Source organism: Anaerocolumna sp. MB42-C2 (assembly GCF_030913705.1).
In the GTDB taxonomy this organism is placed as follows: Bacteria; Bacillota; Clostridia; order Lachnospirales; family Lachnospiraceae; genus Anaerocolumna.
Map to the genome: position 1 here is coordinate 3694617 of NZ_CP133190.1, position 16818 is coordinate 3711434.

Annotated in this window: 15 protein-coding genes; 11 read left to right on the forward strand and 4 right to left on the reverse strand. The window is 36.5% G+C overall.

Annotated features, from left to right (window positions below; translation table 11 throughout):
• Positions 1–62 precede the first annotated feature (62 nt).
• Positions 63–2066 carry a methyl-accepting chemotaxis protein gene (locus RBU59_RS16410; RefSeq protein WP_308143585.1) on the forward strand — a complete coding sequence of 668 codons (2004 nt, stop codon included), beginning with the start codon at positions 63–65 and terminating at the stop codon, positions 2064–2066.
• Positions 2067–2108: 42 nt separating this feature from the next.
• On the opposite strand, the gene RBU59_RS16415 is transcribed toward RBU59_RS16410, so the two are convergent.
• The 3 genes from RBU59_RS16415 to RBU59_RS16425 are packed head-to-tail and all read right to left on the reverse strand — an operon-like array spanning position 2109 to position 3530.
• Complete coding sequence (locus RBU59_RS16415; protein WP_308143586.1) at positions 2109–2978, reverse strand: M23 family metallopeptidase; 870 nt, start codon at positions 2976–2978, stop codon at positions 2109–2111.
• Positions 2975–3187 (reverse strand): helix-turn-helix transcriptional regulator, encoded by a 213-nt coding sequence (locus RBU59_RS16420; protein WP_308143587.1) that lies wholly within the window; start codon positions 3185–3187, stop codon positions 2975–2977. The genes RBU59_RS16415 and RBU59_RS16420 overlap by 4 nt, the downstream gene beginning before the upstream one ends.
• Positions 3188–3191: 4 nt before the next feature.
• Positions 3192–3530 (reverse strand): DUF3796 domain-containing protein, encoded by a 339-nt coding sequence (locus RBU59_RS16425; protein WP_308143588.1) that lies wholly within the window; start codon positions 3528–3530, stop codon positions 3192–3194.
• Positions 3531–3791: 261 nt separating this feature from the next.
• Here RBU59_RS16425 and RBU59_RS16430 point away from each other — a divergent pair, with 261 nt between their 5' ends.
• The 6 genes from RBU59_RS16430 to RBU59_RS16455 all read left to right on the forward strand — a co-directional run bounded on the left by RBU59_RS16430 (position 3792) and on the right by RBU59_RS16455 (position 12343).
• Positions 3792–6710, forward strand: coding sequence for a leucine-rich repeat protein (locus RBU59_RS16430; RefSeq protein ID WP_308143589.1), 2919 nt, complete (start codon positions 3792–3794; stop codon positions 6708–6710).
• 487 nt (positions 6711–7197) lie between these two features.
• Positions 7198–7569, forward strand: a complete 372-nt coding sequence (locus RBU59_RS16435) for a hypothetical protein (RefSeq protein WP_308143590.1) — start codon at positions 7198–7200, stop codon at positions 7567–7569.
• A 344-nt stretch (positions 7570–7913) separates the two neighbouring features.
• A complete protein-coding gene (locus RBU59_RS16440; protein ID WP_308143591.1) occupies positions 7914–8561 on the forward strand; it encodes a pentapeptide repeat-containing protein in 648 nt (215 codons plus the stop codon).
• A gap of 50 nt (positions 8562–8611) precedes the next feature.
• Positions 8612–9442 carry a helix-turn-helix transcriptional regulator gene (locus tag RBU59_RS16445; protein WP_308143592.1) on the forward strand — a complete coding sequence of 277 codons (831 nt, stop codon included), beginning with the start codon at positions 8612–8614 and terminating at the stop codon, positions 9440–9442.
• A gap of 221 nt (positions 9443–9663) precedes the next feature.
• Positions 9664–10605 (forward strand): hypothetical protein, encoded by a 942-nt coding sequence (locus RBU59_RS16450; RefSeq protein ID WP_308143593.1) that lies wholly within the window; start codon positions 9664–9666, stop codon positions 10603–10605.
• A gap of 361 nt (positions 10606–10966) precedes the next feature.
• Positions 10967–12343: a sensor histidine kinase gene (locus RBU59_RS16455; RefSeq protein ID WP_308143594.1), complete on the forward strand. Its 1377-nt coding sequence runs from the start codon at positions 10967–10969 to the stop codon at positions 12341–12343.
• An 80-nt stretch (positions 12344–12423) separates the two neighbouring features.
• On the opposite strand, the gene RBU59_RS16460 is transcribed toward RBU59_RS16455, so the two are convergent.
• Complete coding sequence (locus RBU59_RS16460; protein WP_308143595.1) at positions 12424–13134, reverse strand: LytR/AlgR family response regulator transcription factor; 711 nt, start codon at positions 13132–13134, stop codon at positions 12424–12426.
• An 82-nt stretch (positions 13135–13216) separates the two neighbouring features.
• Between RBU59_RS16460 and RBU59_RS16465 the strand changes: the two genes are divergently transcribed.
• The 4 genes from RBU59_RS16465 (at position 13217) to RBU59_RS16480 (ending at position 16759) form a co-directional block, all read left to right on the forward strand.
• Entirely contained in the window at positions 13217–13531 is a 315-nt protein-coding gene (locus RBU59_RS16465; RefSeq protein ID WP_308143596.1) for a hypothetical protein, read from the forward strand.
• Positions 13532–13628: 97 nt separating this feature from the next.
• Positions 13629–14528 (forward strand): alpha-hydroxy acid oxidase, encoded by a 900-nt coding sequence (locus RBU59_RS16470; RefSeq protein ID WP_308143597.1) that lies wholly within the window; start codon positions 13629–13631, stop codon positions 14526–14528.
• Positions 14529–14818: 290 nt separating this feature from the next.
• Positions 14819–15514, forward strand: a complete 696-nt coding sequence (locus RBU59_RS16475) for a response regulator transcription factor (protein ID WP_308143598.1) — start codon at positions 14819–14821, stop codon at positions 15512–15514.
• Between the two features lie 12 nt (positions 15515–15526).
• On the forward strand, positions 15527–16759 hold the full coding sequence (locus RBU59_RS16480) for a sensor histidine kinase (RefSeq protein WP_308143599.1): 1233 nt from the start codon (positions 15527–15529) through the stop codon (positions 16757–16759).
• Positions 16760–16818: the final 59 nt, after the last annotated feature.

The following is a 16818-nucleotide window of genomic DNA, read 5'->3' on the forward strand; positions in this document are numbered from 1 at the left end:
GTAGGTTGCAGCCGTTAGGACTGAATAAATAAAAATTTATTATACTTAAGGAGGACAAGTTATTGAAATTTAAACGTATTAAAACAAAACTGGTACTATTATTCGGCACATTGCTGTTAGTTATTTGCTCTGGGATAGGAGTAGTCTCGTATCTTTCTTCTTCTGATGCTTTAGCGGATAATATAGACGAGACACTTTTGCGATTATCATTTGAAGCATCCCAAATTGTAAAAGAAAGAATAAATACCCAGTTGAATGCGCTGGAAGCTTTAGCAGGAAATGAACAACTTAAAGATACCGGTATACCCATGGAAAATAAATTAAACTACTTAAAGGGCGAGTTAAAAAGAAGTGCCCATCTTAATATGAGTCTTGCGGATACAAAGGGAAATGCTTTCCTTACAAATGGGGAGAAAACAAATATAGCCGATCGGGAATATTTTAAAACTGCTTTATCCGGAGTGAGCAATGTATCAGATCCTATTATCAGTAAAATCGATCAAAGTGTTATATTATGTTATTCAGTACCTATAAAGAACGGAGACAAGGTAATCGGTGTACTGAGTGCTATCCGGGATGGAAATGAATTAAGCTCACTGGTAAGTGATATTGGTTTTGGTAAAAACAGCGAAGCTTATATGATAAATAGTGCCGGAACAATAATTGCCCACAAGAACAGCGAACTTGTAATAGGGATGGATAATGCATTAGAGAGAGTAAAGAATGAGCCGGAATTAAAAGCGTTAACAGATTTAGAAAAAAAGATGATAATGGGTGAAAGCGGGGTAGGACAATATGGATATAATGGGATAACCAAATATATGGGTTACAGTCCGGTAGAGCGGACCGGCTGGTCACTGGCAATTACCGCACCAAAAACTGTGGTTATGGAGAAAGTTACGGATTTGGGCGTAAAAATTATCCTTATATCAGTTATTGTCCTGATATTAAGTATTATTATTACAATAAACATTGCCTCCGGTATTGCAAGACCGATTAAAGCGGTTGCTGAATATCTTAAAGTTATCGCTACAGGTGATTTTACCGGCACGGTTCCGGAAGAACTGCTAAAGAGAAAAGATGAAACAGGTGTCCTATCCAATGCTATGAATACCATGCAGCAATCCGTAAAGTACATAATTACGGAAGTTATGAATGAATCCTCTGCAGTAAGCCGGATTCTCCTTAAGATTAACAGTCAGATGGAATCGCTTGGTCAGGGCATCGAGGATATATCTGCCACTACGGAAGAGTTATCGGCCGGAACAGAAGAGACAGCTTCATCCACGGAAGAAATGAGCGCAACAACATCGGAAATTGAAAAAGCAGTTGATTCCATTGCTTTAAAAGCCCAGGAGGGTGCCATTATGGCAGGGGGAATAAGCAGGTCGGCAGACTCAATGAAAGAACATGCAACTGCTTCCAGGAAAACAACAGTAGATATTTACAACAGTACTAAAAACAGCCTGAAACAAGCTATCGAACAATCCAAGTCAGTCAGTCAGATATATGAATTATCCGAAGCGAATCTCGTAATCGCTTCCCAGACTAACCTGCTGGCGTTAAATGCTGCCATAGAAGCTGCAAGAGCAGGCGAGGCCGGAAAAGGTTTTGCGGTTGTGGCGGAGGAGATACGCAAGCTGGCAGAAGATTCGAAGAGTACAGTCTCCAGAATACAGGAAGTTACGGACATCATTGTGAGCGCAGTAGAGAATTTATCATTAAATTCCGGAAGTATTCTGGATTTTATAGACAAGCAGGTATTAAGTGATTATGAAAAACTTGTAAAAAACAGTGAGGAAAACAGTGAGAACTCTTCCGGTATAAGTGATATGGTCACTGATTTCAGCGCTACTTCACAGCAGCTCTTAGCCTCTGTGCAGAATATGGCTAAAGCGATTAATGAGATAGCAGTATCTTCTGACGAAGGGGCACAGGGCGCGAGTAACATTGCAAATAATGCAGCATCGATTACCTCCTTATCAAATGAGGTCATTAATCTGGCAAAGTCGGCGAATGATAAATCGGATCAATTATTGGAAGCAGTAGCCAGGTTTAAGATTTAAACATTATTTTGGGGGTTATATCAAAGTGGATTCATATCACAATCATAGGTTCCTTACATTATACCCCCGTGTAATATAACATTCCGGCAAGCCTTCAGTAAGTGGAAGCGGGCGAGGGTCAAATACGGAATAATTCGGTGCCGGTTCGGCAGAGATTGCTTCAAATTCTATCGGCAGTCCTGCCGAACTGTAAAAACTTATTCCGTTTTGTAATTGAAAGTGCAGATGTGGTTCTGAACTGTTACCGGAATTACCGCAGCGTGCAATCTTTTGACCGGATCTCACGACTTCGCCGGCTTTCACGCTGATACTTCCGGGTTTTAAATGTGCCAGAAGACTGTATTCACTTTCCCCATGGCGAATTAGAATATAGTTTCCACGTATATCACGGGCGGAACAATCGACCCTGCCATTACCTAAAATGAGGCTTTCGGGACAACGGGATCCGATCTCGATTACCTGACCGTCTGCAGGAGCCAGAATATCCCTGTCATAACAATGATAAGCGGCAAGCTTTTCTGCGTCACCTGTAAAGCTTTTACCATTCTCATTTAGGATAAGAAAATCATAAGCATAACGTTGGGCCGGAATGTTCCAGGAATGCGAGAACTTTTTGTCGACACCGCCATTTACAACGGTCCAGGTCCCGGTAAACGGTAAGGAGTATTTGACTTTACAGCAGTAGTTACTTTTATTTGGAAAGTGAGAACCGTAATGCAGCGGAACGTACAGCATTCCCCAAAGCTGTTTTAAGGATTGAAGGAACACAGGAAAGTTATAGAATATCCCGACAAACCCAAACAGCCAGAATAACCAGAAGAAATCAAATAATCTATAATCAAGAAAGAGACCGGGCAGTCCCAAAAGACCCAAATATTTTATCTTTTCACAAAATCTTATAAACCATCTCATTCTTTGACCTCCTCATCAAAGTAAAATAAATCCTCCACGGTACAGGAGAAAATCCCTGCAATATCCATAGCAAGCTTAAGCGATGGATTGTAGCGGCCTTTCTCCAAATTAATGATAGTTTCCCGACGCACGCCAACAAGTATCGCGAGTTCATCCTGTGTCATGTTATTTTTGGCTCTATACTCACGCATTTTTGTAATCAATGCCATACCATCACCCCCGTTGTTCTTTTATTTCAAGTGATGCAAGCACAAGAGTAAATACAGACATAGAAACAACGTAACAGGTGACCAGGGCCAGACTACTTGTTATAACAGCCGGAAATAGAAAGCGTACGAAGATTGCAAGGCCGGTAGCGGCGACTCCCGAAAAAAAACCAAAACTTGCCGCCTTCTGTACATTCAGCACGAACATCTCATCCGGTATTACATAGAAGTACCGGATATAATAAGCAAAACCAAAAAATCCCATCATGCCTCTGTGATTCTCAAATAGTCCCAGAATCCCCAGAAGTGCTAATAACGATAAAAAACCCAATTTGTTGATTTTCATAAAGAACCTCTCCTTAATAGTGATATATTTCTAACATATTGTTATAAATATATCACTATTAAGGTTCACTGTCAACCAGGAATTACCATTTTATTATTTGACATTTATTACAGGTTGAAATAGATTTTAATAATGCATACAATACTATTATGTAAACAAGTTATGTAAACAAAACTATTTATGATACCAATGATATAAGCAGCAATGCAAATATTAAATTCAGAATAAGCTGGTAATAATGAGCTGAAGGAGAAAGTAATAATGAATAAAAAGAAGAGAAATTTATTGGCGGTATTAGTGGCTGCAGGGCTTCTGTTCATAATGAAAGGGATATCGGCAGAGGCGTATATAGGCAGTATCTTTACCTATACTTATGACAACCAAACCCTTACTTATAAGGTACTTAGTGAGCCGACGGAGACAGAGAACGGAACCGCGGAAGTAATCAACCGGGAGGGAAACAATAAAAATCTAAAAGGTGAAGTAAATATACCTCAGGTGGTTACGAATAAAAATATGACATATAACGTAACCGGCATTGAGGAAGAGGCCTTTATGGATGCTGGTAGTATATCAGGTGTTAAACTGTCTGATAAAATAACCTATATTGGTGAAGAGGCATTTAAAAACTGCACGAGTTTAATAAGGATCAATATACCGGGTGGAGTTTCCGGTATAAAGGATGGTACATTTTCCGGCTGTAGCAGTCTTATAAGTGTACATTTGCCTGACGGGGTAACCTCAATTGGAAATTATGCATTTGAGAATAACAGTAAGCTTTCAATGATTAATTTACCGACAGAAATGAAAAGTATTGGGCGAGGTGCATTTTCCGGCTGCAGCAGTCTCACCTCGATAAACATACCGGAGGGAGTAACCGTCATTGAAGATAAGGTATTTGAGGATTGTAATAATCTGGCGTCAGTTATGCTGCCGGATAGTATTAATAGCATAGGCAAGTATGCTTTTTACAATTGCAGCAGTCTGAAAAATATACATTTGTCGGATGAGATTACAAAGATAGGGGAATATGCTTTTTATAATTGTTCGAGCCTTACCAGTATCAAAATACCTTACAAAGTTACTAAAATAGAGAATAGGACGTTTTTTGAATGTAAAAGTTTAAGCAAGATTAGAATATCAGATAAGGTAACCAGTATAGGTGATTTTGTATTTTATAATTGCAGCAATCTAATCAGTATTAGTATTCCGGACAGTGTTACCAGTATAGGAAATTTTACGTTTCATGGGTGTGATAATTTAAGGCCTATAAAGATTCCAAGTGGTGTAACAAGCATAGGATATGGGGAATTCCCTTATACCGGTGTCTTAGTATATAGAAATTCATACGCAGAAACTTTTTTTGAAAAGTATTTTCCTGAATATTACCAGATAGTCAACCTCCCATTGGAAGAAATGGTATTTTCTGAAGATAATAAAAATATTAAGGTTGGAGAAAGCATTACGTTGAAACCGGATTTTTATCCGGCATTTTCTTCTGATATAACAGGCAGAATTATGTGGACCAGTTCCAATTCCCAAATAGCAATGGTGGATGCCAATGGAACAGTCAGGGGAGCAGGATCCGGTGAGGCCGAAATTACCGCTGTTATGGGAAAATATCAGGCAACCTGTCACATAATCGTTGGCGGTGAGATTATTAATCCAACTTCTATTACCCTTGACGAGAAAAATCTGGTTATGAATAAAGGTGAATCTACACGGCTTACTATAAATTTTACACCTGCTGATTCAACAAACAGAGCAGTTATATGGAAAAGTTCGGATAGTTCTGTTGTTGCTGTGAAGAATGGACGTATTTATGCAAAAGAGCCCGGAACCGCTACGATTAGTGTAAGTACCGGAGCGAGTTCGGCAAGCTGCCAAATTACAGTAGAGAATCCGCTGAAAGAAATTTATTCCGACTACAGCGAGATAAAACTCAATAAAGGCGATACAAAAAAGATTACACTGTCTTATAATCCAGTGGACACAACTGATAATAGGACTGCAGTATGGAGAAGTGAAGATGAATCCATAGCTACGGTAGAGGATGGTATACTAAAGGCAGCAAGACCGGGTAAAACTAAAATTATAGCTACGGTGGGGACATTAACCCATAGTATACCGGTAAGTGTGCTGGCACCTGTAAAGTCAGTCACATTTTCTCAAGCTTCGATTGCTTTAACAGCCGGTCAAAAGCAAACAGTTACTCTTGATGTACAGCCAAAAGATACGACGGATGAAGTGGTAATAACCTCTACGGATGAATCGGTTGCGACTTATTCGGATGGCAGTATAACCGCGAAAAAGAGGGGAAAAGCAACAATTACCGCTGTATGCGGTTCATTATCAACCTCTATTCAGGTTACGGTGAGTACGGATATTAAAAGTATTTCTCTGAATAAAACAAATATGAATCTGTATCTGGGCAAAAATGAAACACCGGCTGTAGTTTATAATCCAGTAAATCCGGTGGATGATAAAACTGTTACCTGGGCAAGCAGTGATGCGACCGTAATAAAAGTAGATTCAAAAGGGAAATTGCAGACGGTAGGAACTGGAACTGCTACCATTACAGCAACTGCCGGAGGCAACAAAAAGGCATCTTGTACCGTTACGGTTAAACTTGCGGTACCTGCTGTTGTAAAAGCGGTATCCGGAGGTTTTAACAGTGCCAAAATATCCTGGGGAACCGTAAGCGGTGCCTCCGGTTACGAGATTTACGGGGCGGATAGAAAAGACGGTGTTTATAAAAAGATAAAAGATACCACTGCAAAATCTTTTACTAATACTGGGCTGACTACCGGTAAAACCTATTATTATAAAGTCAGAGCATACAGATATAAGGGAACAAAAAAAGTATACGGAAGTTTTACCTCCGTTACCGGCGCTAAACCCGTTCCCTCCATACCCGGTAATGTGAAACTGGTGAAAGTAAGCTCCGGAAGAATCAGTTTTACCTGGAATAAGGTAAGCGGTGCCTCCGGTTATGAGATATACAGGGCATCTTCCAAAACAAAAACTTATGAGCAGGTTAAGTCCACCACTTCCTTACATTTTATTAATTATGGATTAACCAAAGGAAGAACCTATTATTATAAAGTCAGAACTTATAAAATTATTGGAAATAAAAAGGTGTACAGTAAATTCTCTGCTATTTATACTGTGAAAATATGATTGAAAAAATCCGGCATAAAGACCGGCCTTGAAATATAACCGGGTGGATAAAGCAAAGGCCAGAGTGAAATAATACAATATTCAGCAATATATAAGCAGTATGCCAGGGGGAAAAGCTCCTAATATTACAGACAGTAAAGCAATTAATATCTGTTTGTTATATTAGGAGTTTTTTAATCTTATATACGTCCTAAAAGATTAAAAAGCCCTCCGGGCAGGATGCACACGAGATGCAAAAAGGATAGTATCCTTTGGTAGATGTCACTGGCGTGACTGCATTCGGCGCACAAAGCGGTCAAATCCCTCATGATTGAGTGGTTTAGGGAGTTGATGCGGACTTGTCTGTTTTGTCCTACATAAATACCCAAAAAAGGAAAAAACAGTATAAAATTAGTCCGATAGTCCAGTAGAAATTATTGATATGGTCGTATATAATTGAGACGTTGTCGAATTTGACAAAATTTTATCAAAAAAAGGAGAGTAAAAAATGAAAAGGAGATTATCAATTTTATTATCAGTTTTATTAGTACTTAGCTTGACTTTAGTTGGCTGTGGAAAAGAAGCTGCATCCAAGTATGAGGGTACAACTTGGACTATGACCGGCGGAAAAGATGCATCTGGAATTGAAGTTACAGCAGAGCAGTTAGAACAAGTCGGAGTGAGTGATTTTACACTTGAACTTAAAAAAGATGGAGTTGTAACAGCCAGTGTTTCAGGGACAACATCAGAGGGTACCTGGTCAGAAAAAGATGGTGAATTAACAATCGGTATGGACGGAGATAATCTTACAGGTACAGTAGAAGATAATAAAATGACTGTAGTACAGGATGATATGACCTTAATTTTTGAGAAAAAGTAATATCATATCAGAAATTGATAAACAAAAAACTAATTAAGAAATGACTGAATTCCTGAAATTTTAATCTGGGAAGTAGTTTCTGAAATTATGTAAAATAACAGATCGCAAATTGAAATAAGCACCAAAGGTAAGACAAAAACCAATCTGGGTGCGAATTACTTCAATTTATGATCTGTTTTTTTAGACCTGCTTTGAAACGAAGCAAATAGATAGAACTTTTCCTTACAGCTCAGTCGTAAGGCTCAATTGTAACAACTTTTCTCATTTTAGGATTGAATATGAAAAACATAATGTTACAATATTATTATAGATTAAACTGATTACTTATGAGGATGGAGACAGCTATGAGAATTAATATACCACGGATAACAGATTTAAGGGAAGCCGGTCCGCTGTTAAATCAAGTTATGGAATTACAGGCCGAAGAGCGGGCTGCGGAAAGGTTATTGTTTAATGGTGATTACCTTTCCGGCGAGGATTTATCGGGAATTGATTATAGTGTCGTTGAATTCAATAACTGCAAACTTATTGACTGTAACTTTAATAAATCAGGTTTTACCAATGTATATTTTAAGCAATGCGATATATCCAATTGTACCTTTGAGAACGGTTATTTTAACCAGGTGGAATTTATTTCCTGTAAAGGTGTGGGAAGTAAATTCCAGAATACGATTATAAAACAGGTACTATTTTCAGACGCCAACTTTACTTACACCAATTTTGAACATTCTAAATTACAGAAAGTGGGCATAACATCTTCAAACTTCAGCAATACATGTCTGGCAGAATGTACTTTAAAAGAGATGGAATTAAAGGATGTAATATTAAATAATTGCGATTTTTTTAAAACACCTCTAAAAGGAATTGATTTCAGAGAAAGTACGATAGACGGTATCTTACTCTCCGATAGCCATAAAGAACTGACAGGGGCAATCGTGGATACCTATCAGGCTGCTGCTTTAGCACGTCTTTTGGGATTAGAGATTAAATAGATTATATTAACTTTTACAGGTAAGGAAAAGGATAAGTCAATGGAGGCACCATGATCACGAAAGAAAGTATTCAATTTTTTCAGGGCAAATCCCTTAATCGGGGAGATAATTTCCTTTATCTATCTCCGCATTTTTTGCTGCAGCCGTATATTGCTAACTATACAATTTCTTTTCCGACACCACAAACAATGCCGGATGAATATACGGTTTTGCCTACCGCCAGTTCAACCCTTACCATATCGGTCAATGCTGATACCATAATCAGTGGTTTGCGAGGGGTTAATACTAAGTCATGTAATGTCGGAAGTCATGCAAATAAAATGAAGCTTCTGCTGTTAATTGAATTTCATCCGGGCGGATTATTTCCATTTATTCCAATTGACCAGATTGAGTTGGTTGACACGTCCTTTAAATTGGACGAGTTGGATAAGATATTTACAAAAACACTGGAAAACGAGCTTGTTCAATCTATGTCTGTTGAGAACCTGATTGAAACCCTGAACAGGATATTTTTAACCAGACTGACAGAAAGTAAGACAAATATGAGTGTTTTGGATATGATGCAGGTTATCGTCAGACAGCATGGAAATATTAGTGCCAAAGAGTTGTCTTCTGAGTATTATTACAGTGAAAAACAGATCCGGCGGTTATTTTTACGTTATGTCGGCACCAGCCCCAAGATGTTTTCCCGAATTGCCCGAACCAATTATGCACTCCGGTTACTGCAGAGAAACTCGGATTACCTTACTGATATTGCGGTACAATCCGGTTATTTTGACCAACCTCATTTCATCCATGATTTTAGGAGGGTTTGTGGTTTGACTCCTCAGGATTATTTACGGAATATGTCCGTTTTTTACAATGACCGGTTCAAAATGTAAGGTACAATAGAGATAGCAATCAATGCATTATCATGTTAAATAGGCAATTGCGAAACTATATAGTTTTTGAATATGCCATACAATTGATACGAATTTCATAGCTTCAGTTGCCCTCTGGGCAAGATTCAGCTCTGAAATTGTATTAATTGCATGACATATAGATACAATATGTGAGTTTCGCAATTACCTAATTATCATATTAGAATTAAGGAGGAAAACATATGCAACTTAGTGCATTATCTTTCGAGGAAATACGCCGGTGGATATACAAAAACGCAAGGCCGCTTGATTTAGCATTATGGCAATATCAATTTGAACATGGAAGCAAAGAGGCGGTGCTTTCAATCCTGTTATATTATCAGAATAGCGACGGTGGTTTTGGAGGTCCCATAGAACCTGATAATTGGAATCCGGCTTCAACACCATATAACGCACAGTTTGTTACAAGAATTCTTCGTCAGATCGATTTTTATGATACTGCACATCCTGTATACAGGGGATTATTCCGATATCTTGAGAATACGGAGCACAAAGACAGCTATGGATGGTATTTCGTTATTCCGTCAAATGACAATTATCCTCATGCCCGGTGGTGGGATTATAACCAACAGGATAATGTTTATCAGAGTATCGGAATTACGGCAATTCTTTCCGGTTTCATTCTTAGGTATGGTGATAAGTTATCAAACCTTTATCAAATGGCAGAAGATTATACAAAATCAATAGTTAAAAATCTGCCTGCAACAAAGAATTTTGGTGATATGGGAATCGGTGGATACTGCAGATTATTGGATGACATAGAAAGTGCGGGACTTACAAAAGAATTTGATTACCAAAATTTCCGTGGGATAATATCAAATTTGATTCGAGATAAAATACATAACGAAACCGATAACTTTATGGCGAATCCCCTGGAGTTTGTATTATCTCCTGACAGCAGATTCTATGAAGAAAATAAAGACGAAGTAGAAAGTGCACTGGATCAAATAATTCTCAATAAACCTGCTTCGGGTGTTTGGGACATTCCGTGGGAGTGGTATAACGGTAATAAATACCCTAAAGCGTTTGCGATTAGTGAGAACTGGTGGAAATCCTTTGAAGCGATTGAAAAACTTTTACAATTAAAGAGATTTGGACGTTTAGACAAGAATATACTATTGTAGAGAAAAGCTGTTGCAAAACTTAAGTTATGCAGCAGCTTTTTTCTAATTTCCTTAACTCAAGCACTCCTTCATAGTTTTCAGAAAAATCGACGAGTTATTACAAAATTCTACGGAGTTATGACACCTATATGGAAATTTAAACGGATTGATGTTATGATGTTACTGTTCACAGGCAACAACGCGAAGCGTGTTATTGTTCACGGAACTGCTGCTTTTTGTAGGGGAGTGAACAGTAACGTTATGATTTATGAAAAGTTATGTATAAGAATCCTATGGTTGACGCTACGAAATACTTGATGGTATTATTTATATTACAGGGTAATGACCCTATAGCATCTATTAGGAGGATATTATAAATCACATGAATTTAAATCCGTTTTTAAATTTTTTTATACAGGATTTTATTTATCAATTCTTATTGTATTTAGTTTTATGCAACGGTTATAAAAGGAAAGTGAGCAGAAAAAAAGCATATGTTTTGGCGTTTCTATCTTCCCTGTATCTTCCGTTTGTAGATGCATTATCTGCAATTTACGTAGGGGGCAGAATCATCCCCTATACATTTGAAGTAGCCATTGGTTTAAAAGTATTGATGGCTGTTGAAGAAATATTTCTATTGTTATTTATTATTTTTGTTTTGGAAATTGAATGGTATAAGTGCTACTGGTGGTCTATCATACTGCATTTTGTATTATTTATTCCTGATGGCATTTTATATGCGGATAAATTTACGCGGGTTGATACAATAAATAATTATTATATTATAATGCCGCTTACACTTAATTCATTGCCGGTCTATCTGTTATCAATATTCTGTACTATTGCTTTGGGATGTTTGTTATTTTTAGTTAGCAGATATAATCAGAAAATCAATAAAATAAATTCATTGTCAAAATGGACCTGGTATGTAATTTATACTGTATGGGCGTTTGTAGTTATAGGTTCCAATAAGAGCTATTTCAACAGCAAATATAACGGAGTGCTGAAACATTTTGACAATTTCAATTCAATATTACTTATTATTGTAGTGATTATCATAACTTTATTTACTTCTATTAATTTATATGATAAACATATTTTGAAAATGGAAAATAATTTACTAAAACAACAAAACGAAATCCAATATGCCAATTATTTAATGCAACAACAGCAAGAAATGGAGATACATAAATTATATCATGATATCGGTAACCATATAGAAACAATTCAAATATTAGTAAATAACGGAGAACATCAGGAAGCTAAGGATTATACGGGTAATCTGGTTAAACAATACCGAAATATCAGAAAAAATTATTATTGCAGCAATAAAATTATTAATGCGGTTTTTAGCCAGAAATTAAAGTTATGTGAAAAATGGAATATTTCTTATGATTTAGATATTAATATCCCGAAAACGCTTTCAATTAATGATATTGATCTTATGAGTGTAACTTCTAATTTACTGGATAATGCCATAGAGGGTTGTCATAGAAATCCTGATTCTGAAAACTATATTAATATTAAGCTGGCAATAATAGGAAGTTATTTTACTGTAAAAGTAATAAACAGTAAACCGGATGAAGCCGGTATGTTAAAAGAAAGAACCAACACCTGGAAAAAAGATAAATACTTGCACGGTTATGGTTTAAAGATCCTGGATGAAATTGTAAAACGTTATGATGGACAAAAGGAATTTATTGATAATGGCAATGAATTTTCAGCAATGTTAATGTTAAAGGCAGAAACAGAAAGTTAATATAAAACACCTTATAAATGAAATTAAGAACATCCCTCAGGATTCTTTTCTAATGGCTCGAATGTCTTTTACGAAACTATTTACAATAGCTTTCTGGAAACATATTTAACATATGCCGCATGAAAAGTCCTTGCATAGGTTTGACTGATCGGTATATTATCACCGGTTGATAATTCACAATTTTTACGGCTTACGGAACGAATGTAAGCTAAATTTATAATATAACTCTTGTGGCATCTTGCGAAAGAGTCCGTAAGTTCAGAAGATAAATCTTTTAAGGATTTTATACATTTATAAGATTGTTTTGCTTCATGAATATAAAGATACCGTCCTAAGGCTTCAATGTATTTAATATCCATACAGGCTATCTTATATTCCATACTATTATAAGTAAAAGCAAGATAGTTATTATTTTGTTTTTTATAGACTTCAAAAGCTTTCTTAAGAGCTTTAGGTAGACGTGTTTCTGCCTCAGATTTCAGTATAAAGTAAATATGGTCAACCTCATACACTTCCGTTGCCAGGTTTATATAATTGCTTATAAAAATAATGATACAGTTAGGATTAATTACTGCAAGTTCTTTAGCAAAATTAATTCCGCTGTAATTACCCAACTCAATATCTGTTATTAAAATATCATATGGACAAGTTTTGTTTTGTATATGTAAATATAAATCATCGGGGCTTAATGTTTCAACAGTATTATTCGAGAGATCTGAGAACAATTGATTTACCATTTCGCTTAGATGATTCAAGTATAATTTATTATCATCGCATATTCCTATCTTCAAGCAAGTCACCCATCCTTATAAAAAAAATATAGCATAGGGGCAGGGAAAAATCAATATATATAGTAAACTAGGAGGAAACATAATGGAAAGGGAACAGGAACTTGTAGTAAATCTGTTGCATGGGGAGAATCAAAAGAACAGAGCAGGAATACAGCAGGAATTAGAAATGGAATTTAATCAGGAGGGGGAGGAGTGCACAGATTTTACATGGGAGAATCTAGAATCTCTAAGCGGTTATATTATATCTGATATACTTCCGGTTGTAGATGATGATGAACCGGATAAAATAAAGGGGGTCTCCCTGAATCTGGTTCCAAGTGTGCCTGATCGACAATCAAACAGTGTAAGTTTATTGCATTATTTTGATGGTACGATTAAGCTATTCTATCGTTTATAATTCTTTATTGGTGTGTAAGGAATAAGTCGTTTTATTGTAGACAAAAGGAAGAAAAAAGGATAAACTACAAGTAATAATGAAAAAGCTGGAGGTAGATATGAAAGACAATAATTATAGAACCGGAGATGCCAATCTGATTACCCGCGAATACTTTGATTCCTTATTAATTGAAATGCGGCATATAGATGGGGTTAAACCATCTACTTCCTTAGAATTATTTGGGGAAACTTTTTCAACCCCTATTACAACTGCCGCATTATCCCATTTAAACGGTTATCATCCGAAAGGAATGGTAGAACTGGCCAAAGGAGCGTTTGCGGCAAACGCTGTAATGTTTGCCGGTATGGGGGATGAAACTGAATTGGAAGCTATCACTCAAACCGGTGCAAAAACAATAAAAGTAATAAAACCTTATGTGGATAATGAATTAATATTTAAAAGGATTGAACATGCGGAAAAATGCAATGTTTTAGCTGTAGGAATGGATATAGACCATGGATTTAACGGTAAAGGAGAATACGATACTGTTTTAGGCTTTCCTATGGCACCTAAATCCCTGGATGAAATAAAAAGCTTTGTGCAAGCTACTAAATTACCTTTTGTGGTAAAAGGGGTGCTTAGCGAACAGGATGCTTACAAATGCCTGGAAGCCGGCGTAAAAGGGATAGTTATATCCCACCATCACGGAATACTGGATTATGCGGTACCGCCCCTAATGTTATTACCTAAAATTGCAAAAATTGTAGATCAAAAGATACCTATTTTTGTGGACTGTGGGATAGCAAGCGGTATTGATGCCTTTAAAGCATTGGCACTTGGAGCAACAGCAGTATGTGCCGGCCGTTCCCTTATGGATTCTCTTAAAGATTTCGGGGCAGAAGGAGTTGCTAAAAAAATATCCGATATGACGGAAGAGCTGTCCGGTGTTATGGCTCGTACCTGTTCCAAAGATATTAAGAGCATTGAGCCCTCCTTAATCTGGAATAGATCGTTTTAGCACTTTGAACTGGTTTCTGTTATAATAATTGAAAGGGTCCGTCTTTCATAGTTGATTACTGATTTTTACATTAATAGTAACTGGGAAAGGCGGATTAACTATGTATAAACAATTTCCTGCAAATAATCAAAGGATTACCTGGCGCTATAACGCTGTTTTTCCCTATAAATTCCCATTAAAAAGTTGATAAATGTCAGTTTATGTATTATGATACACCTAGGACTAAATGTGAAAAGTATACTGCAAAAATACATCATGTTTAGAAGAATTCTTTTTCTGGGGGTATCATTTTGTTTACTATTTTAATCATTGAAGATAACACGGAATTACAAAATGAAGTAAAGGAATTACTCACTTCGGCCGGATATCAGGTTTTAAACGCTCAGAGCCGTTCATCTGCTTTATGTTACTTTAAATTTAACAAAATTGATTTATGTATTTTAGATGTTCAGTTACCTGATTGTAACGGTTTTGAATTCTGCCTTGAAATTCGTACGTTTTTCAAAAATCCGATTATCATGCTTACCGTGTGTAATGAAGAAGAGGATATCATAACCGGGCTTAAAAACGGTGCAGATGATTATATCACAAAACCTTTTTCCATCCGGATCTTATTAATGCGGGTGGAAGCCCAATTCAGAAGAAATGAGCTGCAAGCCCAAAAAGATACCCAGATTATTTTCAGCGGTGATTTAACAATCAACTTTGATAGCAGAAAGATATATTTAGATGAAGAAGAAATTAAATTAAGAAGCATTGAGTTTGATTTATGTGAAATATTATTAAAAAATAACGGCCGGATTATAAAAAGGGAATTACTGTTTGAGAGTATTTGGGATTGCAAAAACAAATTTATTGAAGAAAATACTCTTAATGTTCATATCAGCAGACTAAGAAAATCATTAAAAACCTACCGAGGGTCCCAGTACATAGAAACTGTTAAAAATTATGGTTACCGATGGAATGTAGATATTATTAGAAATTAATGAGGAATACTTATGAAAAAAAAATATTTTTTAGATGAACATTTTATTTTGACTATAGGTCTCCTGGTTTTTACATTTTATATTATTAATGTCAGCTATATGTCTTATACCATTAAAAACAGTTATTCGGAGAGAATTATCTCTGTCCTGGGAGCCATGTCCGAGGTTTATGGTGATATGAATAAATCCGTAATCGACACGGTGGTAAAGGATGACCATAAAGCGTATGCAGATGGTATTAAGTTATTAAAGAAATACGGATACCGTTTTAGCGGCGAGACGCTTATTAAGGATTCCGTTAATCGGGAAATTACTTATTTATCCGTATTTGAACTTACTATTATAATATTCTTGTTTCTTTGCCTGACAATTCTTTTCAACAATCATATGAAGTTTCTTAAGCGGCTAGAGGGATATCTGGACGACTTTAATAACCCCGGCGCTTTTCTTGCGGAATCCAATCACCATACAATCCGAATTATGGATAAACTACATAAACTTTATATTAATTCAAAACACAATATACTTCTGGTTCATCAGGAGAAAGCTAAAATGCATGATTTTATGGAGGATTTGTCCCATCAGATGAAAACTCCCTTAACGGTAGCCCGTTTATGTCTGGAAAGGTACATCTACGAAAATACCGGACTAAATACAAAGCGGCTGGAAGCCGGATTAAAGCAGATGGAGAAAATGACGGTTCTAATCAATTCTTATCTAAAAATAGGCATGCTGAAATCATGCAATACAAAATTAGAGATAAAGGATCATAATGTATATTCTTTTATTGAGGAATGTATTGAAGATATACAACCTCTTTTGGACAGTAAAAATATTGATATTACTGTAGCGGGTGAGCAGGAAGCAAAGTTCGGATTTGATTCTTTTTGGATGAAAGAAGCTTTAGTTAATCTGTTGAAAAACAGCATCGAACATTCACCGGAAGACTCTGAAATTACCATATCATTTATTTGCGGAAGACATGAATTTGCACTATTCATTAAAGATAAGGGAAGTGGAATAGAAGAACAGAATATGCCTGTTTTATTTGAGCGTTTTGTTTCCAGCATACGGCAGAAAGACGGCAGCAACGGCTTGGGATTAGCAATAGCAAAACAAGCTGTTGTCAGACATTTTGGCCAGATCGGAGTAAAGAATAATCAACCGTGCGGAGTCACTTTTGAGATACGGCTTCCTATACTGAAAGGTAAAGCTGCTTATAATAATTACTCAGATGTAAGATAAATGCAAGCTTCTGATCGTATAATAGTGTTTATAATTACTGGGAATGGGGGGAGAGGCAG